The sequence below is a fragment of the Sulfitobacter sediminivivens genome (assembly GCF_042611115.2).
Classification (GTDB): domain Bacteria; phylum Pseudomonadota; class Alphaproteobacteria; order Rhodobacterales; family Rhodobacteraceae; genus Sulfitobacter; species Sulfitobacter sediminivivens.
Window position 1 is genome coordinate 320,903 of the sequence record NZ_JBHGAR020000001.1, and the last position, 22,656, is coordinate 343,558.

Below are 22,656 nucleotides of genomic sequence, written 5' to 3' on the forward strand. Positions count from 1 at the left end.
TGCGCAAGGGGGCTGTGGGTTAAAACCCGGACAAAGCACGTTTTGACAAAAGGACTTCCCATGCAGGCACTCATTGTTATCGACGTTCAGAATGATTTCTGCCCCGGTGGCGCGCTTGCCGTGCCACAAGGCGACGCAATCGTGCAGGGCATTAATGCAATGATGGCTGACTTTGATGCCGTGATTCTGACCCAGGACTGGCATCCGGCGGGCCACTCCTCATTTGCGTCAGCGCACAAGGGCAGCGCGCCTTACGACATGATTGAAATGCCTTACGGTCCACAAGTTCTGTGGCCCGACCACTGTATCCAAGGCAGCATGGGCGCAAAGTTTCATATGGAACTACAGCAAGACCGTGCCGATCTGATCATCCGAAAGGGGTATAACCCTGCCATCGACAGCTATTCCGCGTTTTTTGAGAATGATCACAAGACACCGACCGGATTAGAGGGATACCTGCGCACCCGCGGAATATCAAAGCTGACTATGGTTGGCCTCGCATTGGATTTCTGCGTGAATTACTCTGCTGTTGACGCGGCGAAACTGGGGTTCGATGTGACTGTTCAAAAGAATCTGTGCCGGGCAATTGATCTGAACGGATCGTTGGACACGGCACTGTCGGGCATGCAGGCGGCGGGGGTCAACATGGTCTGATAGCCGATGATGCCGCCCTTGCTGTGGTGACAAGAATGACGTCCTAAAGGCCATCCAAAATCGGCCGCCCTGCGGTTATCACGCCTTTCACAATCTTGATATCCTTTGCCAGATTGGACCGGTCGCCGAACCGGTCATTGGACAGAATCTTCAATTCCTCTTGCTTGGCGAATTTGAGAATAAACACGTCGGCTTCGGTCCCGGCCGGGCAGACCATAACCTGTTTTTGGGGCAGGCCCAAAGCGAGAGAGAACCCTTTTTCTGTCAGTGACTTGTCTTTCAGATGGTGGCGTGACGACGCATCCAGGAAAACAATGGGGGTGATATCGCGCTGCTTCAGATAGTCCACAACGCTCCGCAAAGTATCGAGTTGGGCGGTTTCTCCATCCCAGTACATCACGTTGGTGCCATCAATCACAATGCGACGCTTGGTTGGTGTTGGTGTGCTGTTTTTTGAGATGGGTTTTGGCCCGGTTTGCCGCGACCTGAGGATCGAAGTGATGGTCAGTGCAACAGCGACGGTGAGGGCCGATGCGACCCAGTATGGGATCGTTTTGGCATCAATTGGCATTTTCGTGCTGAGATAGGCAACAGCCAGGGCTGTCAGGGCCAAAGACGCCCAATAGAAACGCATCAAAAAAGTGATGTACCCAACCAGAGCAAGCCCCAGAACAATTACTGCCAAGACGCCAATTGGGTCCAAATTAATCTCCGCCATAAAATAAACCACTCGATTGATGGCCACGTAAATAGGGCCTTCTGATGAACTTATCCCTAAAACAAGTTGCAATTGCCCTTGCCCTTGCTGGTCTCTCCTTGGCACAAACAATGGAATTACAAAGGAAAGTTCAATGGTCGATATCGCGTCCCGCGTCTATAACCACAAGTGGAAGATCGACCCGATTGTGCGATCCCTGATTGACACGGATTTCTACAAACTGCTGATGTGCCAATCGGTTTTCCGCAACAAACCCGATACGCAGGTCACGTTCAGCCTGATCAACCGGTCCAAACACATCCCGCTGGCCGACCTGATCGACGAGGGCGAATTGAGTGAGCAGTTGGACCATATCCGGTCCCTGTCCCTCAGCCGGGGCGAATCCACCTGGCTGCGGGGTAACACGTTCTATGGCAAGCGCCAGATGTTCCGCCCTGATTTCATGGAGTGGTTTGAGGGATTGCGCCTTCCGCCTTATCATCTGGAACGCAAAGGCGACCAATATGAGCTGACGTTCGAAGGGTCCTGGCCTGAGGTCATGCTGTGGGAAATTCCTGCACTTGCGGTGTTGATGGAGTTGCGCGGGCGTGCGGTTCTGAACTCAATGGGACGGTTTGAGCTGCAGGTGCTTTATGCCCGAGCGATGACCCGTGTTTGGGAAAAGATTGAAACCTTGCGCGGTATTCCTGATCTGTCGATTGCAGATTTCGGGACCCGTCGCCGCCATTCGTTTCTCTGGCAGGATTGGTGTGTTCAGGCCATGCGCGAAGGTCTGGGGGATGCTTTCACAGGCACATCCAACTGCAAAATTGCGATGAGCCGTGAGGTTGAGGCCATTGGGACCAACGCCCACGAACTGCCGATGGTTTATGCCGCCCTTGCCAAGGACGACGCGGCCCTTGCGCAGGCCCCCTATGACGTCTTGCAGGACTGGCAGGACGAACACGAAGGCAACCTGCGTATTATTCTGCCGGACACCTATGGCACAAAGGGATTTCTGGACAATGCCCCCGATTGGCTGGCCGGTTGGACTGGCATCCGGGTCGACAGCGGCGATCCGGCACAGGCGGCGCAAATCGCAATAGACTGGTGGCGTGACCGAGGTGAGGACCCGGGCGAAAAGCGGGTGATTTTCAGCGATGGTCTGGACGTGGAGAAGATCAGAGAGTTGCACACGGAATTTGCGGGCAAGGTGAAGGTGTCATTCGGCTGGGGCACATTGTTGACCAATGATTTCCGCGGCTTGGTGCCGGATGATGCATTGGCCCCGTTCAGCCTTGTCTGCAAGGCGGTTGCGGCAAACGGCCAGCCGACGGTTAAACTGTCGGACAACCCCAATAAAGCGATGGGACCAGCGGATCAAATCGAGCGCTACAAACGGGTGTTTGGCGTGGGGGAGCAAGCCGCGCAAAAGGTCGTGGTTTGAAAAATGCGCAACGCGGTGCCGTCAGTTTTCCGCGGCAGTCGAGAATCGGTTCGTAAACGCCCTATTTTTATGAGAACCCCTGTGCTGTATCGCGACAGTAAAGTGTCGGTATTGCATAGGTAACAGCAACGGTTTTTCGGATCATTTGCCCGGTTAACCCGGCGCACGGTGGGGTTTGTCAAGAAAGGGTTAATGGCGGTTGTGTGGACGAAGTGAGGTCTCGCTGCAGCCCGAGCCGCAGGCAGAGCGCGGCCTCGGCAAGTATTGTCTGCCCATATGCCGGGGCGAAATACGGGGATAATTCGGGCGCGAAGAACGTACGGCGCTGCCAGCGAGATAAACCAGCCCGGCAAGTACCAAGCCGACGCCAAATACACGCGCGAACAGACCAGATTGCCAGATCAGTGCGCCCATCAGCAAGCTGTTGCCGCCAAGGTCAATCCGCACAACAGAAGGGCAGAAGAAACCGCACATGCCAACGTTCGCACGGTGTTCCAGAACGTCCAGAGAGGCAAATATGTTTGGGTCCAATAGTCTTGAGTCGCGCTGCCGTCCAACTTCATTCCGGCAAGTGTTTCGTTCATCGGCACGTTGAAGAAAAGCGTCACGCCAAAACACCCAAAAAGGTATGTCAGGCCGGCGATTGCCATCAACACGCTGGCCGGTCCATCCAAGTGGGCTGCGGTGTATCCGACGATGATAAACGAGATGGGCACCAGGCTTAGAAAGAGCGTCATGAACACCCAACGAAAGACCTCCCGGTTGATGACTTGCATTGTTTGAACGGCTTCCACACCGCCGGTTTTGGCAAGGGAGCGCATGATGAAATCGGAAAATGCGAGGAACACGCCGCCCACAAATGCATAAGCGAGGACGGCGAATTGAATGAGGAAGAATAACCAAAGTGACATTGGGCAAGCCCTTGGATGTGAGTTGAGGATGGTCCGGGGCGCATTTCTGCGCCCCGCTGTGGTCAGTGCATCACCGCGTAAAGAAGTGCTGTTTCACAGTGGCTATCGGCCCAGAGATCAACCACTGAAAGCGTGTCTTTCCAACGGTCAATAATCTTCTCCGCGCAATCGTCGCGGATGCCCTCCATAGCAACGCGATAAGCCAAATTTGCGTTCTGAAACTCGACAGCTTCAAACCCGTTCATGAACCGATCATTGAAGCCTGACATCAGATTGTAGACCGTGGTTCGTACATCAAATGCGTAGTCGCGTGCGGCCACGACGTCCTGACGGTTGCCAAGTATGGACACGTGCCCAGAGAGGAAGTGTTCGAAGTCGTATTCTAGGAAAGTCGCAAAACTTTCGAAATAGGCATTCACGTTTGTTGTAGCGCCAAAGTTCATGAACGGTGCCTCGCCCGGCGTGATCGTATCGATTGCCATAAGAAACTTCTGGTCCGGCAAATAGATCATCACATCGGTGTCTTCGGCATGGTAATTGGCCGTTTGAAGCTGGATGTCCACGCCACCAATTGACAGCTCCAATGCAGAATCGAAGACCTGCGTTGGTGTAAGAACGCCTTCAAGATGGAACTCTTCAAGCGTTTCAGCCACTTCAGCAGCGGCGACAATTTCCAGTCCGGGGATGTCGGCGAAAAAGTGACCGCCGCCGTTATGATCACGGTGGCCGTGGCTCATGATCAGATGCGTAATTGGGGCATCCGGGGCAGTCATCGCTATGGCTTTGCGCAGGTTTGCACCAAAGCTGGGCGGCGCGTCCAGAACCACGACACCATCGTCGGTCACCACAAATGCGGATTGATAGACGAGGTCAGTTACAAAGAAGAGCCCCGGTTCGATCTCGCTTACGTGCAAGCCGATTTCGGTGTTGATCGTCGAAGCCCGCGCCCGCATCTGCGGCAACTCCGGAGCGAAATTTCGGAAGCTGTCAGGATGGTTGGAGTCAAGCGAGATTGTATTTGCGAGGTTGCGGTCAGTCTCTGCCAATGTCGGCACTGCCGATGCAAGCCCGACGACACAGGCGACGGCTGCGAATGTGAGGCAAGTATGCATTTTGGATCTCCCAGGTTTGAATGCGATGACCATGGGATAGGGGATCGGTTGGTTTGGAGTATTGGCTGATCCTGCCAACAAATTGACCAAAGCGGTCAGGGTGCCGCCGCAGGCCTGTTCTGTGCTTTGCGGTATGTCGCAGGTGTATCACCAGCCCATCGCTTGAAGGCACGGTTGAAAGAACTTTGCTCTGAAAACCCTGTCAGGAATGCGACTTCCGCGATTGAATAACGCTCGTCACACAGTAACCCCTCAGCCAATTCCTGTCGTGTTTCCTCAGTCAGAGTTCGAAAGGTCATGCCATCGTTCGCCAAGCGTCGATGTAGCGATCGAACACTCATGCCGAGGTTGCGCGCCACGTCTTCCATTTTTGGCACCCCTTCGCTCAACGCACGTGCGATCACATCCCGGGTCCGTTCATTCAACGACTTTGTGGGGGTTATCTGTGCCAGTTCCTGATCGAGATGCTGCTGCAGGAATTGCGTAATACCCTCATCGCCAAGCTTGTTGGCCCGGCTAATACTATCAGCCGAAATCAGGATTGCATCGCGGTCTGAACCAAAAAAGACCGGACAGCCAAAGTAAGCTTCGTGATGTGCAGTTGCCCCTGGCTGGGGATGGGTGAAGTGGACTTCAAGTGGCGTGAACGCGCCGTCTTGAGACACTTCTCGCGCTATTGCGGTCGCACTTGCAATTGTTGCTTCGTTGGACAATCGCAGCCCCAACCGGCGGGCTCCAGGTCGGTGCAGCGCGAACCATGTGCTTACCCCGTCAGGCTCCAGTTCGTAGGCGACAACGCTTGTCCAGAGGCGGGCGTAACGCACCACACGGGAATACGATCCAAGCAGCGTCGGAGCCGCTTTGAACGCAAGGCCCAACGCGCCATAGTCATCACATCGCATCGATGCACCGGTTCGCAACGGCAATTGCGTTGCGTCGATTTCGCCCGCGGTCCTCTCTAGCAGATCGTAATATGCAGATGCCAAGACCATAACTTTGGGATCAGCCTTGGCATTGGGGTCAAGGCCAACAGATTGAAGCAAGGCCGCAGCATCAACACCACCACCTGCAGCCGCCACCATCTTGCGTACAAAAAGTGAAGTCACAGCATCCATGGACGCCATCATAATGTGGCTATGGCGATTGTCACTTTTGCAATGTTGCCATTGACGGCAGCGCAACAATCACTGTTACCTCACCTGGGACAACAAATGGTAAACCGGCATCAGGGTTTCAAACTCCGCTATCGTGCGATCAACAAGATCCGGTTTGGTGACAAACCCCGGATCATCCTTGTCAATCCAGGCCCCAAAACCTTTGCGCCGGAGCGCTTCGCCATTGGGATGGTCCTTTTCAAAGCCGGGGGGCATCCGTTTCAGTTCGGGTTCCCCAATGCGGATCCCTTTCTCGCGCAGTTCCGCGCTGAGGCTGATCAGGTCTGATCCCATGGATCCCCCCATCGCGGCACGGAAGGTGGTCAGCGCATCCTTGGGGTATTGAAAAACACCACAGCCAAGCGAGAGCTTTTCGGGTGAGACGCCAAAGAACCACATTGGGGGCTGGCCCGCCCGGCCCAAGGGCATCAACGCGATGTGAAGATGCGCGTTGTATGGCGTCTTGTCTTTCGAAAAACGGATATCGCGATTGATCCGAAAGATCTTGCTGTCGTGGCTATGACCGGTCAGCTCACCAAGCCTGTGCGCCAGGTCTGCTGCGAATTGCTTGCCGGGTTCTTTGAGATGCGCCTCATAGGACGCTTTGTTGGCGGCGAACCATTCTCTGGTGTTGTTTTTCTTAAGGTCACTCAGATATCTGATCGCCTCTGGCGAAAATGCGCGAAATGTCTCCATGTGTTCCTCCGTTCATGTCTTTGCGGGCAGTGCGGCGGCATGGACCAAGCATAGATGAAGCCAGCGCCGAATAGCTGCAACATCACAATCATGTGCGTCGACGCGCACGAAACCGCCTAGCTTACGGGTGCCGTGGATCACCTCCTGCGCATCAGGGTCCCTTAGCGCGGTTGCTTGGTTCGCCTTGCCCACCCGAAACATGAACCGGCCAATACCGTCCTGATGCCGCCGCGCCCCGCAGAGCATGTTGCCATTCAGGAAAAAGCAGAGCCCGCCCATCATCTTTTTCTCAGAGATGCCCACATGCGCGCCAAGCGCGTCGCGCATGCGTTGATTGAGGTATTCATCAACAGGCATCAGAAAGACAAACCAAGTTGCCATAGGATCGTGACCGAGAGCACGAGCATTGTGGCTGTTGTCAGCCCGGCCCCGATCGCGCGGCCCTTGCTGTCCGCTGCGGCGCGAAGGCCGAAATAATGGATAAGTCGAGCCACCAGAAGTGCTGCACCACACAGGGCAACCAGCCAGGGTGCAGCGCCCGCAATTTCCGCCCCTGCAAGCGCCAGAAGGGCAAGCGGCACGTATTCCACAAAGTTCCCGTGTGCCCGCATAAGCCGCAACAGGTCTTCGTTGTCTCCATGCAGCAGCAGGATACCGGTTCTGGCGCGCTTTACGCCGACAGCAATCGCCATGGGTATGCTCATCAAAACAAACACTGCGGTCACACCCAGCGCGATCCGAGGGATATCTTCCATCTGATACTTCCTTTCGCGAGGGGGCCTAGGTGGCCATGCTTTCGTATGTGATGAGGGCGAACCGCGCACCCTGCGGATCGGTCAGGGTGGCCATGCGCCCGACGCCCGGCATATCCATCGCGGGCTGAACGACCGCTGCGCCTTTGGCCTCAGCCTTGGCGACACTCGCATCAACATCGGCAACCGTGAAAAAGATCGTCCAGCTTCCGGTATCTTCCGGCATGGGCGAGAAGCCCCCGATGGCCGTCTCGCCGACAACGGCAGCCGAATAGCTTGATCCATCCTGCATCGGCATGTCGTTGATCGTCCAGCCCAGCACATCCTGATAAAATGCCTTGGCCTTTCCTTGATCAGGGCCGGAATGGCCGATCCAGCCGGAATTGCCGATGGTGGTCATGTCAAGAATACTCATGGTCATCTCCTTTGGTTGGACCCGCCACATGCGGGTCTGAGTCAAGGACGGATGAACGACGGGCTTCCCTACAACTGCTTCAATTCTTTTTTGCTGATTTCAATTTTATCTTTGATAGCAACGCGTTCAGGCGCAGTGGGTGCAAGTTTCAGGACGGACTGGAATGCCAAAATCGCCCCTTGATGGTCCTCCACTTGCTGCAAGAGCGCGCCGCGCATTGCATGAAACCAACGATATTCCGACAAATCCTCGGCCAAGGGTTCCATTGCTTTCAGGGCGAATTCAGGGCCATGGAGTTTGGCCTGCGCCGCAATTTGATTGAGGCGAATGACAGGGGTCGGTTGAAGCGCATAAAGCGCTGCATAATGGCCTTCGATCAGCGCCCAGTCTGTATCATCTGACGACGATGCGCGTGCATGCGCAGCGGCGATTGCAGCCTGGATGATGTAAACCCCGTGATGATTGATACGTTGCGCCTTTTGCAACAGGGCCGTTGCCTCGGCGATATCTTTACGGTCCCACTTCGTTCGATCCTGATCATCGAGTGCGACGAGCTTCCCTTCCGGATCGATCCGAGCCTCCCTTCGTGCGTGCTGCAACAACATCAGCGCCAAGAGGGCTGCCTGTTCGCCCATGGCTGGGAACAGCGCGACAAGCAGCCGCGCCAAGCGGATTGCCTCCTCGCACAGCGTCAGTTTCATCTGCGAGGGTCCTGCCGACGTTGACCACCCTTCGTTGAACATCAGGTAGATCATCAATGAGACCTCACCCAGCCGTGCACCACGTTCTGCCGGGCTTGGCGTTCCAAAGGCGACGGCACTGCTGGCGATCTTCTTTTTGGCACGGGTGATCCGTTGTTCCATGGTCTTGGGCTTGATCAGGAAGGCCCGGGCAATCTCTTCCACTGCAAGGCCAGCGATGATCCGAAGCGCGAGGGCTATCTGATCCCTTCGGTCCAATTCCGGATGGCAGCAGATAAACAGCAGGCGCAGCACATCGTCACGCATTTCGTCGGGGTCAGGCATTTCCGCAGGCATTGGCTGAAATTCCTCATTGTGTCGCAAAAGGATGGCGGCCCGGCGCTGCGATGTGCGCAGACTATCCAGCCCGGCATTCCGGGCCGTCGCAAGCAACCAGGCCAATGGGTCACGCGGTGCCCCGTCCTGCGTCCAGGCAGTGAGCGCCTTGAGGCAGGCGTCGGCAAACGCCTCCTCAGCGACGTCGATATCGCGGAAAATCCGCGTCAGCGCCGCAATGGCCCTTGGGCGCTGTTGCGCGAAGGTGGCCTCCAACCAGTCAGACATTGCCTATTCCGATGAAATTGCACCTCCGGCCCAAGCCACCGGTCGGACTTCCAGACGGGCGATGGGTGACGATATCATTTTCGCGTATTCCAAGGCTTCGTTAAGGTCTTTGAAATCCGCGGCATAGAAGCCCAGAAAGTTCTCTTTGGTGTCAGAAAACGGGCCATCGGTGATAAGCGGACGGCCACCCTTTGACGTCGCAGGCTCAACCATGACGGCTGACGTTGGCGGCATAAGTTTCATCGATACGAACTTTCCCCGCTTTTTCAGCGCCGCCTGAAGCGCGCCATGCCCCGACATGACTTCATCCTGACGGTCTTTGGGAAGCGCTTCAAACACGCCCGCCTCACCGTAAATCGTGATTGCATAGATCATTTCTACCTCCGCAGTTTTGTGACATGCTGCAAGGACGCGCGACAACATGCAAATCCTACAATGCAGCAGGCTCTCGCGGCTTGTTGCGGTCAGTTATCGCACCCCGCATTAAAAGCTGTCGCTCCTCATCCCCGTCGCTGTGCGCGTTCGCGCCAGACGATGACCAATCCTCCGAGGATGATCAGCAATGCCCCCGGAAACAGCTCGTTCCATGGGGCCTCATCGTAGAACAACCAACCGAACACAAAGGCGAAGGGGATACCGAAATAGCTGAACGGGGCGAGGTTGCTTTGCTCGGTCATGCGGTAGGCGGCGATCAGCAACAATACCGCTGAGCCGCCAAACGCACCCATGCCGATGATCCATAGCAGGTCCGTGGGGGATTGAAGGGGCGTAAAGCCTTGTGTGAACGCTGCGAGGATCAGCGACCCAACCACCGCGACGCCCGAAGAGTATAGATTGATCAGGGCCGTCGGCACCTCATGGTCCATCATGCGCGCGGTGATCCCGGTAAGCGCGTAACAGGCCGCTGCGGCCAGCGGCAACAGGGCGGCAGGTGTGAACGTGTCCCGCCCCGGCCCCACAATCATGATCACGCCGACAAAGCCGATCAGCACTGCGGCCCAACGGGAGGCCCCCACCTGTTCACGCAGCAAAGGCACGGCAAGCGCGACCATAAACAGCGCATTGGCATAGGTGATCGTGGAGGCGGTGGCAAAGCTGAGCAGCCCCAGCGACAGGTAAAAGAAGTATTGCGCAAAGGTCAGGATCGCCCCGCGGGTCAGCGCCAAACGCCATTGTCGCACGCGCATGTGCCGACCGCGCGCATGCCAGTCAGCAGACCACCACAGCGCGATGGCCGCCGGGATAAGCCCAAACAAGTTGCGATAGGCAGACAGTTCGGCGGCACCATAATGCCCGGACAGATGTTTGATGATCAGCCCCATCGCGTCAAACAGGACCAGCGCCAGCAAGGAGTAAAGGATCGCAAGTGTAGTTCGGTTTGTCGGCATGTAACTTTCGATTTTCAGAGATTCGGACGAAGGGAGGCGGCCCGTGATTGCGCACATATGAGCGACAACTGCCTCAGAGACCAGAAAAGAAGCGCTTCTGATCGGTATCGCGTCGCAAATCCACCTTGCGTTTGGAGATGCAAAATGCGTAATTGGGGGCGCTTGGTGTTCCGAAAAGCGCCGTTTGGTGTGGGACCGAAAAGGGAATTCAGTAAGGGCCGTTGCATGCAACACCCGAAGCCGAAGCCGCCCCCGCGACTGTAAGCGGTGAGCCAAGGCCCAATAGCCACTTGTCCGATCATGGACAGGGAAGGCGGGCCAAGGCCACGACCCGCGAGCCAGGAGACCTGCCAGGCGAGAATGAAACGCAACATGCCGTCGGGTGTGACGGTAAGGAGTACGACAATGACCACGATGACAAAAACGCTTAGCGACAGCCGCGCCCGATTTTTTCCAGCTCTGTTTGCTGCGATGATCGGCGTTGCCGTGATTTCGCTGACCGGCCATGTACAGGCAGCAGCCCTGCATGACGCGGCACATGATGTGCGCCATGCGACAGGTTTTCCCTGCCACTAATCATTTTTAGGTGCGTGTTTGAGGCGGGCTTGTCGATGGACAATGCCTGACCCATTGCGTTTGTGCAGACGTCAATCTGGCCAACCTGCCAAACGCGATTGATCGCACAGTACGATCATATCGAGGATACATTTATGTTTCAGAGGTTTCTGATAACTTCGCTGTTCGCAGGTGCAGCGGCGGGCCTGATTGCGGGCATCCTGCAATTGATGTTTGTGCAGCCCGTGCTGTTGCACGCAGAGCTTTATGAAAGCGGTGCGCTGGTGCATTTCGGGGCAACACCACCAAGCGCGCATCCTGAATTGTCCGGCTTTGATACCGTGCGTGATGGGCTGAGCCTGATTTTCACCATGCTGACCTATACCGGTTATACGCTGGTTCTGGTCGCCTTGATGAGCATTGCAGAAGGACGCGGTGCTCAGATTGACGGCCGCACAGGTATCCTGTGGGGCATCGCCGGTTTCGTGACCTTTCATTTCGCGCCGGGCCTGAGCCTTGCCCCGGAAGTGCCGGGTGTTGCCGCCGCAGATGTCGGTGCACGGCAAATCTGGTGGTGGGGCACAGTGGTTGCCGCAGGGACCGCGATGTGGCTGTTGGCCTTTGGCCGCAGTTGGACGATGTGGGGCGTCGCCGTGATCTTTTTAACGGCTCCGCACATGATCGGCGCACCGGAACCCGACCAATTTGCCGGAACGGTCCCGCCAGAGATTGCGGCCCTTTTTGCTGCCCGCGCCTTTGGTGTCGGGCTGGCGGCCTGGGTCCTGATCGGTTCATTTGCGGGCTATTTCTGGCAACGTGAAGGGGCGAGGGAGAATGGATAGAAGTCTTGTGCTTTTCGCGATTGGCCTGATTTTTGGCGGTGGTATCGGGTTTGTCGTTGCGGCAGGAAACGGCATCACGTTCGACGGCCATGATCATGCGGACACAGCAACCCATGGCGATGCCAACCTCGCCACGGCGCACGAAAACATGGACCATAGCGCGGCGCATGACACACCGATGGATGTGCCATCCGAGGATGCGCCAAGCGTATCACTGGCGCTGATGACCGATCCGATGGCGGGTCATAATCTGCAGGTCACAGTTGAAAATTTCGTATTTCAGCCCGAGGGTGCCAGCCTTGCCGCGGTCCCCGGTCAAGGCCATGCACATGTTTATGTAAACGGTGAAAAACTGTCGCGGCTTTATGGCGAGTGGATGCATATTGCTGCTTTGCCCAAAGGCGACGTGACGGTTGAGGTAACGCTCAACAGTAATGACCACCGACCGCTTGCCGTCGATGGCACACCGATTTCTGCCAGTACCACGCTGACCGTTGAATAGCCGGGCGCAACTTGCCCGGCACCCCTCAATAGGATAGGCCGCAGGCTTGATCCGCACCCTGCTTTAGGATGTACCCGATGACCGTTACCCTCCACGTCTGCACCACCTGCCGCGCCGGCGAAGTGCTTGAAGAAGACGCGCCGCGCCCCGGTGCGTTGCTGCATGCCGCACTTTCAGGTGCCACGGCACCTGATGGGGTCAATATCGTCGGCGTTGAATGCCTGTCTGCCTGTTCGCAGGGGGCGGCGGTGGCATTGTCGGAACCGGGCAAATGGACCTATGTCTATGGCCGACTGACCAAGGATGACGCGGGCGATATCCTGGCCGGCGCTGCCGCCTATGCCGCGACCACCGACGGCCTTGTGCCATGGCGCGAGCGCCCGGTGATTTTCCGCAAACAAAGCCTTGCCCGTATTCCGCCAATGGAGCTACCCAAATGACCGATCTTGCCAAAATTCCCGTAACCGTGATCACCGGCTTTTTAGGGTCTGGGAAAACCACATTGATCCGTCATTTGATAACCCATTCCAAGGGCCGCCGCTTGGCGGTTCTGGTCAATGAATTTGGCACCGTTGGTGTGGATGGTGACATCCTCAAGTCCTGTGCGGACGAGGATTGCCCGGCAGAGAATATCGTCGAACTGGCGAATGGCTGTATCTGTTGCACTGTGGCGGATGATTTCATCCCCACGATTGAGGCGTTGATGGCGATGCCGACGCGGCCTGATCATATTTTGATCGAAACCTCAGGCCTGGCGCTGCCCAAGCCGTTGCTGAAGGCGTTTGATTGGCCTGCAATCCGGTCCAGGATTACGGTCGATGGGGTGATTGCGCTGGCCGATGCCGAAGCGGTGGCGGCAGGCACTTTTGCCGCAGATGTTGCGGCGGTAGATGCGCAGCGTTTGGCGGACGACAGCCTTGATCATGAAACACCCCTTTCTGAAGTGTTCGAGGATCAGATTTCCTGCGCTGACATCATTCTGATGTCCAAGGCGGATCTGGCTGGCACAGATGGGCTTGCCGCTGCGCGTAAAGTGATCGAGGCGGAAAGCCCGCGCAAAATTCCAATTCTCGAAATGAGCGAAGGCGTGATCGACCCAAATGTCGTGCTGGGCCTGAATGCGCAGGCTGAGGATGATCTGGCGGCGCGGCCCTCGCATCATGACGGGCATGATGACCATGAACATGATGACTTTGAAACCGTGGTGATCCCGATGCCCGAGGTGGAGGATGTCGATGCCTTGGTGAAATCCATTGAACGGTTGGCGCAAGAACAGCATATCCTGCGCGTCAAAGGATACGTCGCCGTGACCGGCAAACCCATGCGTCTGCTGGTTCAGGCCGTGGGCGCGCGGGTGCGGCACCAGTTTGATCGGTCGTGGGGCAGTGACATCCGGGCAGGGCATCTGGTGGTGATTGGCGAACATGATCACGTCGATCCCGCCAAAATTCGCGCGACGCTGGGTGCCTGACCCATGCATGTCGTCTTCCGTGAAAGCCATGGGCTGGAGGATGCGGACACCCCGTTTGATCCGGGGCAATCGCCCGCTGATCTGGTGGTGCTGTCCTTTTCCGACAGCGACCTTGGCGCATTCGCGGCAGGCTGGCATCGTGGCGGCGGACCAGAAGGCAAGCTGCCCACTTTGCGTCTGTGCAATCTGGTTGCATTGCGCCATCCGGCGTCTGTCGACAACTATGTCGAAGCGACGCTGACCGGGGCCAAGGGCATTTTGATTCGCCTTATAGGTGGCGAAAACTATTGGTCCTATGGCATCATGCAGGTTCAGGATTTCGCCCGCCGAAACGAAATTGCCTTGGCGGTGCTGCCCGCGGATGGGCGCGAGGACCCGGCGCTTGATGCCCATTCGACGTTGCCTGTTTCGACCCTGCGCCGTCTGTCGCATCTGTGTGATGCAGGCGGAGCCGTTGCCGCGCAGGCGGCCCTGGCACAAATGGCGCTGGCTGCCGGACTTTATGCCGGTCCGGTTCTGGGCGCGAAGACCGTTCCGGATTGCGGGTTTTATGACCCTGATCTGGGTGTGGTTCCCTTCGCCGACACCCAAGGCGATGCGGTCGCAGTCACGTTTTACCGAAGCTACCTGACTGCCGCTGACACCAGCCCGGTAGATGCGATGATCAACGCTCTACGGGATCGCGGGTTCAATGCCATCGGTCTTTTTGTGCCTTCGCTCAAAGCAGAAACAGCCCGGTCATTTCTGGGCGCGGCTTTGACGCAGATTGATCCGGTGGCGATCGTCAATGCCACTGCGTTTTCGGGCCGTGGCGGTGATGGCACGTCGCCGCTTGATGGCCCCGGTTGCCCGGTCTTTCAGATTGCACTTTCCACGGCACGCCAAAAGGAATGGGCCGCTTCAGAGCGCGGGTTATCGCCTGCGGATCTGGCCATGCACGTGGTTCTGCCCGAGGTAGATGGCCGGATTTTCACCGGGGTTGTCAGCTTTAAGGCACCGCAAAAGAAAGATCCCGATCTGCAATTCTCGCGCTTTGCCCATCGGGCAGACAAGGACCGGATCGCTGCGGTGGCTGACCGGGTTCTGGGGTGGCACAGGCTGGGCCAAACGCTCGCAAAAGATCGCAAACTTGCGCTGGTGCTGTCGACCTATCCCGGACGGGCCGACCAGATTGCCCATGCTGTCGGACTTGATGCCTTGGCGTCGGTTGAGGAAATGTTGCTGACGCTGGCGGGGGCCGGGTATAGCGCTGTGCCCAGCATCGGATTTGGCAAAACCCTCACTCAACAGACGGTTGAATGGCCGCTGTCTGCGTATCAAACAGCGCTTGCGCGTCTGCCGAAACCCTTGCGGGCCGATCTGGAAACGGCGTGGGGCGCACCTGAAGCAGACCCGTTGTTTGCGGGTGGCGCATTTCATTTCCCGGCCCAGACCTGTGGCAATGCACTGGTCGCGCTGCAACCGGAACGCGGTTCGATTGCGGCGCGCGACACGGATTATCACGACCTTGCCCGTGTACCGCGCCATTCCTATGTGGCGTTCTATTTGTGGCTGCAGGCGCAGGGCATGGATGCCCTGGTTCACATCGGCGCGCATGGCACGCTTGAATGGTTGCCAGGCAAAGCGGTGGCGCTGTCGAATGACTGTTGGCCCGAGGCGCTGACCGGAAGCATGCCGGTGATTTATCCCTTTATCGTCAATGATCCCGGTGAAGCCGCGCAAGCCAAGCGGCGCATTGGGGCGGTGACATTGGGCCACTTGCCGCCCCCGATGAAAGACAGCGAAACACCCGAGGGGTTGTTGCGGCTTGAGCGTCTGTTGGATGAATATTCCACCGCCGATGGGCTTGATCCGGCGCGGCGCGATCGGCTGATTGAAACGATCCGGTCCGAGGCGCAAGCCGCAGGTGTGGAAAGCGATCTTGGCCTGACCGAAGACGCCAGTGCCGCCGAAGCGATCACCCGCATTGACCGGTTTGTGTGTGACATCAAGGAAAGCCAGTATGGCGATGGCCTGCACGTTTATGGCGCGGGAAAAGGCGAGTTCGAAGGACTGCTTGCCGCACTGGATGGCAAACGTGTCACCGCTGGGCCATCGGGTTCCCCATATCGCGGGCGTACAGATGTCCTGCCCACGGGCCGCAACCTTTATTCCGTCGATCCACGAAGCGTGCCGTCGCGGGTGGCCTATGCCCAAGGGGTGAAGCTGGCCGAGGAATTGTTGCGGCGGCATCTGCAGGATCAGGGTGATTGGCCCAAAGGTCTGGTTGTCGATCTTTGGGGCTCTGCGACCATGCGCACAGCGGGTGAAGAGGTTGCAATGGCGCTGCATCTGGCTGGATTGGCCCCAAAATGGGACGAAGGTTCAGAACGCGTTTCGGGATTTGAGATCCTGCCGCTTGCCCTGCTGAACCGTCCACGTATTGACGTGACCTTGCGGGTGTCTGGGTTGTTCCGCGATGTGTTTCCGGGTCTCAGTCAGTTGTTCGAGGCCGGAGCCACCGCCCTTGCAGCGCGTGAAGAAGCGCCCGATATGAACCCGTATCTGACGCGGTCACCCCGCGTTTTTGGCCCAAAGCCGGGTCTTTACGGCATGAATATGGAAAGTGCGTTGCACGATTATTCTGATGCCGGTCGGGATGCGGCGGGTGAGGCGTGGCTCAAAGGGTCCGAATGGGCGATCAATGCACAAGGTGAGGCGCATCAGGACCGCGCCGCGTTAGAGGCGCGTTTGCACGGTGCTGACGGATTTGCCCATGTGCAGGATTTGACAGAGACGGATGTGTTGCTGGCCGCAGACTATGCCAGCCATGAGGGAGGGTTCGCGGCAGCGATGGCCCATTTGGGCGCGCAAAAACCAGCGATATATCATGTGGACAGTACCGTTGTTGGCACACCGCGCGCCCGCACGATGCCCGAAGAAATCGCGCGGGTGGTGCGCGCGCGCGCCGCCAATCCCGATTGGGCCAGCGGGATGATGCGCCATGGGTTCCGAGGTGCGGCTGAGGTGGCGGCGACGCTTGATAACCTTGCAGCTTTCGCGCATCTCACCCGTGAGGTGCCGGCGCATCTGATTGACCTCTACTTTGATGCAACGCTGGGCCGCGACGATCTGGTCGCTTTCATGGAGGCGGAGAACCCACAAGCCCTACAGGAAATGCGCGATCGTTTTGCGGCCCTGCGCGATGCCGGTTTGTGGATCACGCGCCGTAATTCAATCAGCGCCCAGATGGACATGGCGGATTGAGTGGTGCACCCCAGATAAAGGGCTGGTGCCCCGGCGCACTGCGCCCGATGCTGTCTGGTGATGGCTGGGTCGTGCGCGTGCGCCCCTATGGCGGCAGGTTGCGCCGGGCGCAGGCAGATGGCATTGCCACGCTCGCGGCGGCACATGGGAACGGCATCTTTGACCTGTCGGGTCGTGGCAACATTCAGATGCGCGGCGTGCGCGAGGACAGCCACAAACCACTGATTGAAGGGCTGCGCCGCATGTCACTGGTGGACGCGGACGCCAGCGTTGAGGGCCGGCGGAATATTCTTGTCACGCCGTTCTGGCAAACCGGGGATGACACGGAGCTTTTCGCCGCTGAGTTGACCCAGGCTATGGCGGCACCGGATGCGCCGGCATTGCCCGGCAAATTTGGTTTTGCCATCGACACGGGGCGTTCACCGGTCTTGCAAACCGCATCTGCGGATATCCGGTTGGAACGGGACGCGGGCGGTGGGCTGATCCTTGTTGCGGATGGTGCTGACACTGGCAAACCAGTGACGTCTGAAACGGCTGTGGATGAGGCCGTTGCGCTTGCACACTGGTTTATGGTCACCTGCAAGGACCACACGCGGATGAGGCGGCTGATGACCGCAGGCGCAGCTTTGCCACCCGGTTCTATTGTGCCGCGGCAGACCCAAAGTTATGTCCCAAAACCCGGCCATACGCCCTTGGGTGCCATGACTGCTATGGCGTTTGGACAAATGACATCGGAAACACTTGCAACGCTTGCCAAACACGGTGGGCTGCGGATGACGCCGTGGCGGATGCTGCTGGTCGAAAGCGCGCGGCAACTGCCACAGATTGATGGGATCATCACCGACGCCAATGACCCGTTGCTGCGCGTTGTGGCCTGTACCGGTGCACCCGGGTGCGCCCAAGGCCTTGGACCCACACGCGACGTTGCGCGCGCGCTTGCCCCGCATTTGCCGTGCGGGCAAACACTGCATGTCTCAGGCTGTGCGAAAGGGTGCGCGCATCCCGGTGCAGCCGATCTTACGATCAGGGCGACCGAAACTGCGTATGATCTGATCCGGAACGGCAGGGCATCTGATGCCCCTGAGCAGACCAACCTCACCCCCGACACTTTAATCAAGGCGATCTGATGCCCCATACCTACATCACCGATGGCGCAGAGATTTACCGCCAGTCCTTCGCCACCATCAGGTCAGAGGCGGCATTAGGCCGTTTCACACCTGAAGAGGAAATTGTGACCGTGCGGATGATCCACGCCGCCGGGATGGTGGGGTTGGAGGAACACGTGCGGTTCTCGGACGGAATGGCCATTGCCGCACGCGCGGCACTGGAAGACGGTGCGCCAATCCTGTGCGATGCTTATATGGTCAGCGAGGGGATCACCCGCAAACGGCTGCCAAAGCAGAACGAGGTCATCTGTACCCTTCGGGATCCAAAGGTACCGGACATGGCCAAGGCGATGGCCAATACGCGGTCTGCGGCGGCGCTTGAGTTGTGGCGTCCGCATCTGGCGGGTGCCGTGGTGGCCATTGGCAATGCGCCAACCGCGTTGTTCCATCTGTTGAATATGCTCGACGACCCTGACTGCCCGCGCCCAGCAGCGATCATCGGTTGCCCGGTTGGCTTTATCGGGGCTGCGGAATCAAAAGAAGCACTGATGCAGGACTTGCCAGTGCCTGCCATGATCGTGCAGGGACGTCTGGGTGGGTCGGCCATCACGGTGGCTGCCGTGAACGCGCTTGCCAGCAGGGTGGAATGAACAATGGGTAAAGTGATCTGTGCAGGCCTGGGACCGGGCGACCCTGAACTAATGTCAGTAAAATCTGACCGGGTGATCCGTGGGGCGACCCATCTGGCCTATTTCCGCAAGAAAGGCCGCGCGGGTCAGGCGCGTACGATCGTCAAAGATATGCTGCGCGATGATGTGGTCGAGTACCCGATGGAGTACCCGGTAACCACCGAGCTGCATTTCAGTTCGGATGAATACAAACAACTGATGGTCGATTTCTACGCTGAATGGGCCGACAGGCTGGGCGCTTTGGCACAGGCTCACGAGGTTGTCGTGCTCTGCGAGGGCGATCCGTTTTTCTATGGCTCGTTCATGCATCTGCACACCCGTTTGCAAGGCCGCGCGCAGGTCGAGGTATTGCCTGCAATCCCCGGCATGGTTGGCTGCTGGAATGCGCTTGATCAGCCATTCACCTGGGGCGACGATGTGATGACCGTGCTGATGGGTACTTTGCCAGAGGAAGATCTGATCACCCATATGGCGCGAGCCGATGCGCTTGTGGTGATGAAGACCGGGCGCAACTTGCCTGCCGTGCGCCGCGCGCTTGCCACCACCGGTCGGCTGGACGATGCATGGTTGGTAGAGAAAGGCACAATGCCGGGACAACGTGTTGCCAGGCTGATTGACGTCGATGACGCCGATTGCCCCTATTTTGCGATTGTTCTGGTGCATGGTCAGGGCCGCAGGCCAGAGGCGGCGGAATGACAGGCCAGACCAAAGGGTGGATCGCCATCGCAGGGCTGGGGCCGGGGCGCGATGATCTGGTAACACCTGAGGTGTCTCAGGTCTTGGCCCAAGCCACCGATGTCATCGGCTACATTCCCTACGTTGCACGTGTGGCCCCACGTGAGGGGCTGAACCTGCACCCAACCGACAACCGGGTTGAGATTGACCGCGCACTTCATGCGCTGCAATTGGCCGCGGTGGGGGCACGTGTTGTTGTGGTGTCCTCGGGTGACCCCGGTGTATTTGCGATGGCGTCTGCCGTGTTTGAAGCGCTGGAAAACCACCCCGAGTTTGCCGACGCAGAAATCCGCGTTTTGCCCGGCATCACCGCGATGCTCGCCGCCGCTGCTGCTGCCGGTGCACCATTGGGGCATGATTTTTGCGCGATCAACCTAAGTGATAATCTCAAGCCATGGGCAACGGTCGAGCACCGATTACGCTTGGCGGCGCGGGCGGACTTTGCAATGGCGTTTTACAATCCCCGTTCCAAATCGCGCCCGCATCAATTCGCCGAATGCCTGAACATCCTGCGACAGGAATGTGGGTTGGACCATCTGATCACCTTTGCCCGCGCGGTGAGCACCCCAGAACAGAGGATCAGCACGGTCACGCTGGGTGAGGCGACCCCCGAGATGGCAGATATGCGCACTATTGTGTTGGTTGGCAACGCCGCCACTCGGCGGGTAGGGCGGTATGTTTACACGCCCCGGTCGGTGTCATGACCCAGCCACGCCATCACCTCGGCCACGCCACCGGCGGTGACGTCACCCGGCAAGATAGGGCGGTTTGCCATGATCACCGGCAGGCCCAGAGTGCGGGCGGCATCCAGCTTGGCCCGCGCGCCCACGCCGCCCGCATTCTTCGCCACGACATGCGTGATGGCGTGTTCACGCATCAAGGCGACATCCCCTTGGGTCGTGAATGGCCCCCGCGCCAGCAACACCGTGACATCGGGCAAGGGCAGCTCCGCATCCGGTGCATCCACCAGCCGCAGCACATAGTGATGCTGTGGTTTGGCGGCAAAGAGGCCAATCTGTTGTTTGCCGATTGCCAGAAACACCCGCGCGGGCGTGTCCGGCAGGGCCGCGGGAATTTCATCGATTGTCGACACAAGCGTCCAGTTGTCACCGGGCCCAGCGGCCCATGGCGCGCGCTCAAATCGGATCAGCGGAACCCCGGCATCGCGACAGGCGGCAAAGGCATTCTTGCTCATGCCCGCGGCAAATGGATGGGTGGCGTCGATGACATGGGTGATTTTCTTTTCGCCCAAATACTCAATCAACCCCGCCACACCACCAAAGCCACCGATACGGGTGGGCAACGGTTGCGGCACCGGGGATTTGGTGCGCCCCGCATAGGAGTAAACCGCATCGATCCCCGCATCAAACAAAGCTCTGGCCATCTGGCCCGCTTCGGTTGTGCCACCCAGCAAGAGAACGCGCATGATGGGTGATCCTTGGCTTAGCATCATCGGAATGGCTGACGATAGCGCGACAAACCTGCCGCCTGCAAGCCGTACCGCTCTTGACGCGGCGGATATTGTTTTCGGTGGTCCACGTCATCTGAAATTGGCCGATGCAGGCGCACGTGGTCTGCCGTGGCCAATTCCCTTTTCCATTGAGCCGGTGCTGGCACATCGCGGTCAGCGCGTTGCTGTTTTGGCATCAGGCGATCCATTTTGGTTTGGCGCTGGCGCAAGCCTTGCGGCCCATTTGCAGCCAGAAGAATGGCGGGTGTTCCCGGCACCCTCCACGTTCGCATTGATCGCGGGCCATCTTGGCTGGCGGTTGGAGGACACGACCTGCCACGGCCTGCATGCCGCGCCTTTTGAACGGCTCCGTGGGGTGCTGGCACCCGGTGGCCAAATGATCTGTCTGGTTCGCGACGGGGATGCACCGCAGGCATTGGCGGCGTGGTTGACCGGACAGGGCGCAGGTGCTGCGACCCTATGGATTTGCGAGCGGATGGGCGGTGACGCACAGCGCGTGCGTCGATCAACCGCCGGGGAATTTGGCCTTTCAGACATCGCAGCACCGGTGGCCGTTGCCATCGCCTTGCCCGAAAACGTCGGACTCTCGCGCGCATCTGGGCTGCCAGACAACAGCTTTGCCCACGATGGACAGATCACCAAACGGCCCATCCGGGCGCTGACATTGTCAGCGCTTGGCCCTCGGGCCGACGAACTGTTGTGGGACATTGGTGCCGGGTCTGGATCAATCTCGGTCGAATGGTGTCTGGCCGGTGGCCGTTCAATCGCATTTGAACAGGACGCGACACGCGTCGCCAACATCGCACAGAACATCGAGGATTTTGGCATCGGCCACCGCATGTCGGTTGTTCAGGGCGATGCATCCACCGCAGTGCAGGATCATGCGGCCCCAGCCGCCGTGTTCGTCGGCGGGGGCGGGAACGCGGCGTTGTTTGACCACCTGTTTGATCTGCTCCCCAAGAGCACGCGACTTGTGGCCAATGGGGTGACCTTGGAAACTGAAAGCCTGTTGTCACATCTTCATGTCAAAATGGGCGGTGAGCTGTTGCGCATTGAAATGGCGCAAGCCGCACCGCTTGGGCGGATGCGCGGCTGGGTCCCGGCACGCCCTGTTGTGCAATGGAGTGTTACGTTATGAGATTCGCTGGCATCGGATTTCGCGGCGCGGCGGATTTGGCAAGCCTGCAGGACGCATTGCAAAAAGCCATCAGCGCAACCGACGGCGGTGCAGTTGATGCGCTGGTAAGCGAGGCGGCAAAGGCCCGTGAAAAAGTGTTTCGCGAGTTGGCGCAGGCGATGCGCATTCCGGGCATGGGTGTGACGCAGACGGATATGGCTCAGATGCTCACGCCGACCCAATCCGCCCGCATTCAAGATAAATTTGGCACAGGTTCATTGGCCGAAGCCGCGGCCCTTGTCGCCGCCGGACCGGGTGCGCGATTGCTTGCAGAGCGGGTGATCTCAAGCGATGGTATGGCCACTGCGGCGATTGCCGAGAATTAAGGGGAA

Annotated in this window: 26 protein-coding genes and 1 riboswitch; of the genes, 14 read left to right on the plus strand and 12 right to left on the minus strand. The window is 58.3% G+C overall.

Going from position 1 to position 22,656, the window contains the following annotated elements; translation table 11 throughout:
• Window positions 1-60: 60 nt before the first annotated feature.
• Window positions 61-654, plus strand: a complete 594-nt coding sequence (gene pncA, locus ACEWL3_RS01510) for a bifunctional nicotinamidase/pyrazinamidase (protein WP_386177269.1) — start codon at window positions 61-63, stop codon at window positions 652-654.
• 43 nt (window positions 655-697) lie between these two features.
• On the opposite strand, the gene ACEWL3_RS01515 is transcribed toward pncA, so the two are convergent.
• Window positions 698-1,372: an NYN domain-containing protein gene (locus tag ACEWL3_RS01515; RefSeq protein WP_386177270.1), complete on the minus strand. Its 675-nt coding sequence runs from the start codon at window positions 1,370-1,372 to the stop codon at window positions 698-700.
• Between the two features lie 133 nt (window positions 1,373-1,505).
• Between ACEWL3_RS01515 and pncB the strand changes: the two genes are divergently transcribed.
• On the plus strand, window positions 1,506-2,798 hold the full coding sequence (pncB, locus tag ACEWL3_RS01520) for a nicotinate phosphoribosyltransferase (RefSeq protein WP_386177271.1): 1,293 nt from the start codon (window positions 1,506-1,508) through the stop codon (window positions 2,796-2,798).
• A gap of 413 nt (window positions 2,799-3,211) precedes the next feature.
• Here the strand turns inward: pncB and ACEWL3_RS01525 are convergent, their stop codons facing one another.
• The 10 genes from ACEWL3_RS01525 to ACEWL3_RS01570 all read right to left on the minus strand — a co-directional run bounded on the left by ACEWL3_RS01525 (window position 3,212) and on the right by ACEWL3_RS01570 (window position 10,530).
• Window positions 3,212-3,655 (minus strand): anthrone oxygenase family protein, encoded by a 444-nt coding sequence (locus ACEWL3_RS01525; protein WP_435000480.1) that lies wholly within the window; start codon window positions 3,653-3,655, stop codon window positions 3,212-3,214.
• A gap of 116 nt (window positions 3,656-3,771) precedes the next feature.
• Window positions 3,772-4,821, minus strand: a complete 1,050-nt coding sequence (locus ACEWL3_RS01530) for an MBL fold metallo-hydrolase (RefSeq protein WP_386177273.1) — start codon at window positions 4,819-4,821, stop codon at window positions 3,772-3,774.
• 95 nt (window positions 4,822-4,916) lie between these two features.
• Window positions 4,917-5,948, minus strand: coding sequence for an AraC family transcriptional regulator (locus ACEWL3_RS01535; protein ID WP_435000481.1), 1,032 nt, complete (start codon window positions 5,946-5,948; stop codon window positions 4,917-4,919).
• Window positions 5,949-6,011: 63 nt separating this feature from the next.
• Window positions 6,012-6,671, minus strand: a complete 660-nt coding sequence (locus ACEWL3_RS01540) for a DUF2461 domain-containing protein (protein ID WP_386177275.1) — start codon at window positions 6,669-6,671, stop codon at window positions 6,012-6,014.
• 12 nt (window positions 6,672-6,683) lie between these two features.
• Window positions 6,684-7,028 (minus strand): TfoX/Sxy family protein, encoded by a 345-nt coding sequence (locus tag ACEWL3_RS01545; protein ID WP_435000482.1) that lies wholly within the window; start codon window positions 7,026-7,028, stop codon window positions 6,684-6,686.
• On the minus strand, window positions 7,028-7,426 hold the full coding sequence (locus ACEWL3_RS01550) for an MAPEG family protein (RefSeq protein WP_386177277.1): 399 nt from the start codon (window positions 7,424-7,426) through the stop codon (window positions 7,028-7,030). Before ACEWL3_RS01550 ends, ACEWL3_RS01545 begins: the two co-directional genes overlap by 1 nt.
• A 25-nt stretch (window positions 7,427-7,451) precedes the next feature.
• Window positions 7,452-7,838: a VOC family protein gene (locus ACEWL3_RS01555; protein WP_386177278.1), complete on the minus strand. Its 387-nt coding sequence runs from the start codon at window positions 7,836-7,838 to the stop codon at window positions 7,452-7,454.
• A gap of 68 nt (window positions 7,839-7,906) precedes the next feature.
• Complete coding sequence (locus ACEWL3_RS01560) at window positions 7,907-9,142, minus strand: RNA polymerase sigma factor (protein WP_386177279.1); 1,236 nt, start codon at window positions 9,140-9,142, stop codon at window positions 7,907-7,909.
• A 3-nt stretch (window positions 9,143-9,145) separates the two neighbouring features.
• Window positions 9,146-9,517, minus strand: coding sequence for a YciI family protein (locus ACEWL3_RS01565; RefSeq protein ID WP_386177280.1), 372 nt, complete (start codon window positions 9,515-9,517; stop codon window positions 9,146-9,148).
• A 125-nt stretch (window positions 9,518-9,642) separates the two neighbouring features.
• A complete protein-coding gene (locus tag ACEWL3_RS01570) occupies window positions 9,643-10,530 on the minus strand; it encodes a DMT family transporter (RefSeq protein ID WP_386177281.1) in 888 nt (295 codons plus the stop codon).
• A gap of 146 nt (window positions 10,531-10,676) precedes the next feature.
• Window positions 10,677-10,899, plus strand: a riboswitch (cobalamin riboswitch).
• A gap of 36 nt (window positions 10,900-10,935) precedes the next feature.
• Between ACEWL3_RS01570 and ACEWL3_RS01575 the strand changes: the two genes are divergently transcribed.
• The 10 genes from ACEWL3_RS01575 (at window position 10,936) to cobJ (ending at window position 20,380) form a co-directional block, all read left to right on the plus strand.
• Entirely contained in the window at window positions 10,936-11,106 is a 171-nt protein-coding gene (locus ACEWL3_RS01575) for a CbtB domain-containing protein (RefSeq protein WP_386177282.1), read from the plus strand.
• 134 nt (window positions 11,107-11,240) lie between these two features.
• Window positions 11,241-11,927 carry a CbtA family protein gene (locus tag ACEWL3_RS01580; protein WP_386177283.1) on the plus strand — a complete coding sequence of 229 codons (687 nt, stop codon included), beginning with the start codon at window positions 11,241-11,243 and terminating at the stop codon, window positions 11,925-11,927.
• The gene (locus ACEWL3_RS01585; RefSeq protein ID WP_386177284.1) at window positions 11,920-12,429 is read left to right on the plus strand and encodes a hypothetical protein; all 510 of its coding nucleotides are present in this window, start codon (window positions 11,920-11,922) and stop codon (window positions 12,427-12,429) included. The genes ACEWL3_RS01580 and ACEWL3_RS01585 overlap by 8 nt, the downstream gene beginning before the upstream one ends.
• Window positions 12,430-12,506: 77 nt before the next feature.
• On the plus strand, window positions 12,507-12,869 hold the full coding sequence (locus tag ACEWL3_RS01590) for a DUF1636 family protein (protein WP_386177285.1): 363 nt from the start codon (window positions 12,507-12,509) through the stop codon (window positions 12,867-12,869).
• Window positions 12,866-13,900, plus strand: coding sequence for a cobalamin biosynthesis protein CobW (gene cobW, locus ACEWL3_RS01595; RefSeq protein ID WP_386177286.1), 1,035 nt, complete (start codon window positions 12,866-12,868; stop codon window positions 13,898-13,900). Before ACEWL3_RS01590 ends, cobW begins: the two co-directional genes overlap by 4 nt.
• Before the next feature lie 3 nt (window positions 13,901-13,903).
• On the plus strand, window positions 13,904-17,146 hold the full coding sequence (gene cobN, locus ACEWL3_RS01600; RefSeq protein WP_386177287.1) for a cobaltochelatase subunit CobN: 3,243 nt from the start codon (window positions 13,904-13,906) through the stop codon (window positions 17,144-17,146).
• A complete protein-coding gene (gene cobG, locus ACEWL3_RS01605) occupies window positions 17,143-18,273 on the plus strand; it encodes a precorrin-3B synthase (protein WP_386177288.1) in 1,131 nt (376 codons plus the stop codon). Before cobN ends, cobG begins: the two co-directional genes overlap by 4 nt.
• Window positions 18,273-18,902, plus strand: a complete 630-nt coding sequence (locus tag ACEWL3_RS01610) for a precorrin-8X methylmutase (protein ID WP_386177289.1) — start codon at window positions 18,273-18,275, stop codon at window positions 18,900-18,902. The genes cobG and ACEWL3_RS01610 overlap by 1 nt, the downstream gene beginning before the upstream one ends.
• A gap of 3 nt (window positions 18,903-18,905) precedes the next feature.
• Window positions 18,906-19,637: a precorrin-2 C(20)-methyltransferase gene (locus ACEWL3_RS01615; RefSeq protein ID WP_386177290.1), complete on the plus strand. Its 732-nt coding sequence runs from the start codon at window positions 18,906-18,908 to the stop codon at window positions 19,635-19,637.
• Window positions 19,634-20,380: a precorrin-3B C(17)-methyltransferase gene (cobJ, locus tag ACEWL3_RS01620; RefSeq protein ID WP_386177291.1), complete on the plus strand. Its 747-nt coding sequence runs from the start codon at window positions 19,634-19,636 to the stop codon at window positions 20,378-20,380. The genes ACEWL3_RS01615 and cobJ overlap by 4 nt, the downstream gene beginning before the upstream one ends.
• Here cobJ and ACEWL3_RS01625 read toward each other — a convergent pair.
• Entirely contained in the window at window positions 20,356-21,105 is a 750-nt protein-coding gene (locus ACEWL3_RS01625) for a cobalt-precorrin-6A reductase (protein ID WP_386177890.1), read from the minus strand. The genes cobJ and ACEWL3_RS01625 overlap by 25 nt on opposite strands.
• Here ACEWL3_RS01625 and cbiE point away from each other — a divergent pair.
• Both cbiE and ACEWL3_RS01635 read left to right on the plus strand, forming a co-directional pair.
• Window positions 21,104-22,285: a precorrin-6y C5,15-methyltransferase (decarboxylating) subunit CbiE gene (cbiE, locus tag ACEWL3_RS01630; RefSeq protein ID WP_386177892.1), complete on the plus strand. Its 1,182-nt coding sequence runs from the start codon at window positions 21,104-21,106 to the stop codon at window positions 22,283-22,285. The genes ACEWL3_RS01625 and cbiE overlap by 2 nt on opposite strands.
• Window positions 22,282-22,650, plus strand: coding sequence for a cobalamin biosynthesis protein (locus ACEWL3_RS01635; RefSeq protein WP_386177292.1), 369 nt, complete (start codon window positions 22,282-22,284; stop codon window positions 22,648-22,650). The genes cbiE and ACEWL3_RS01635 overlap by 4 nt, the downstream gene beginning before the upstream one ends.
• Window positions 22,651-22,656: the final 6 nt, after the last annotated feature.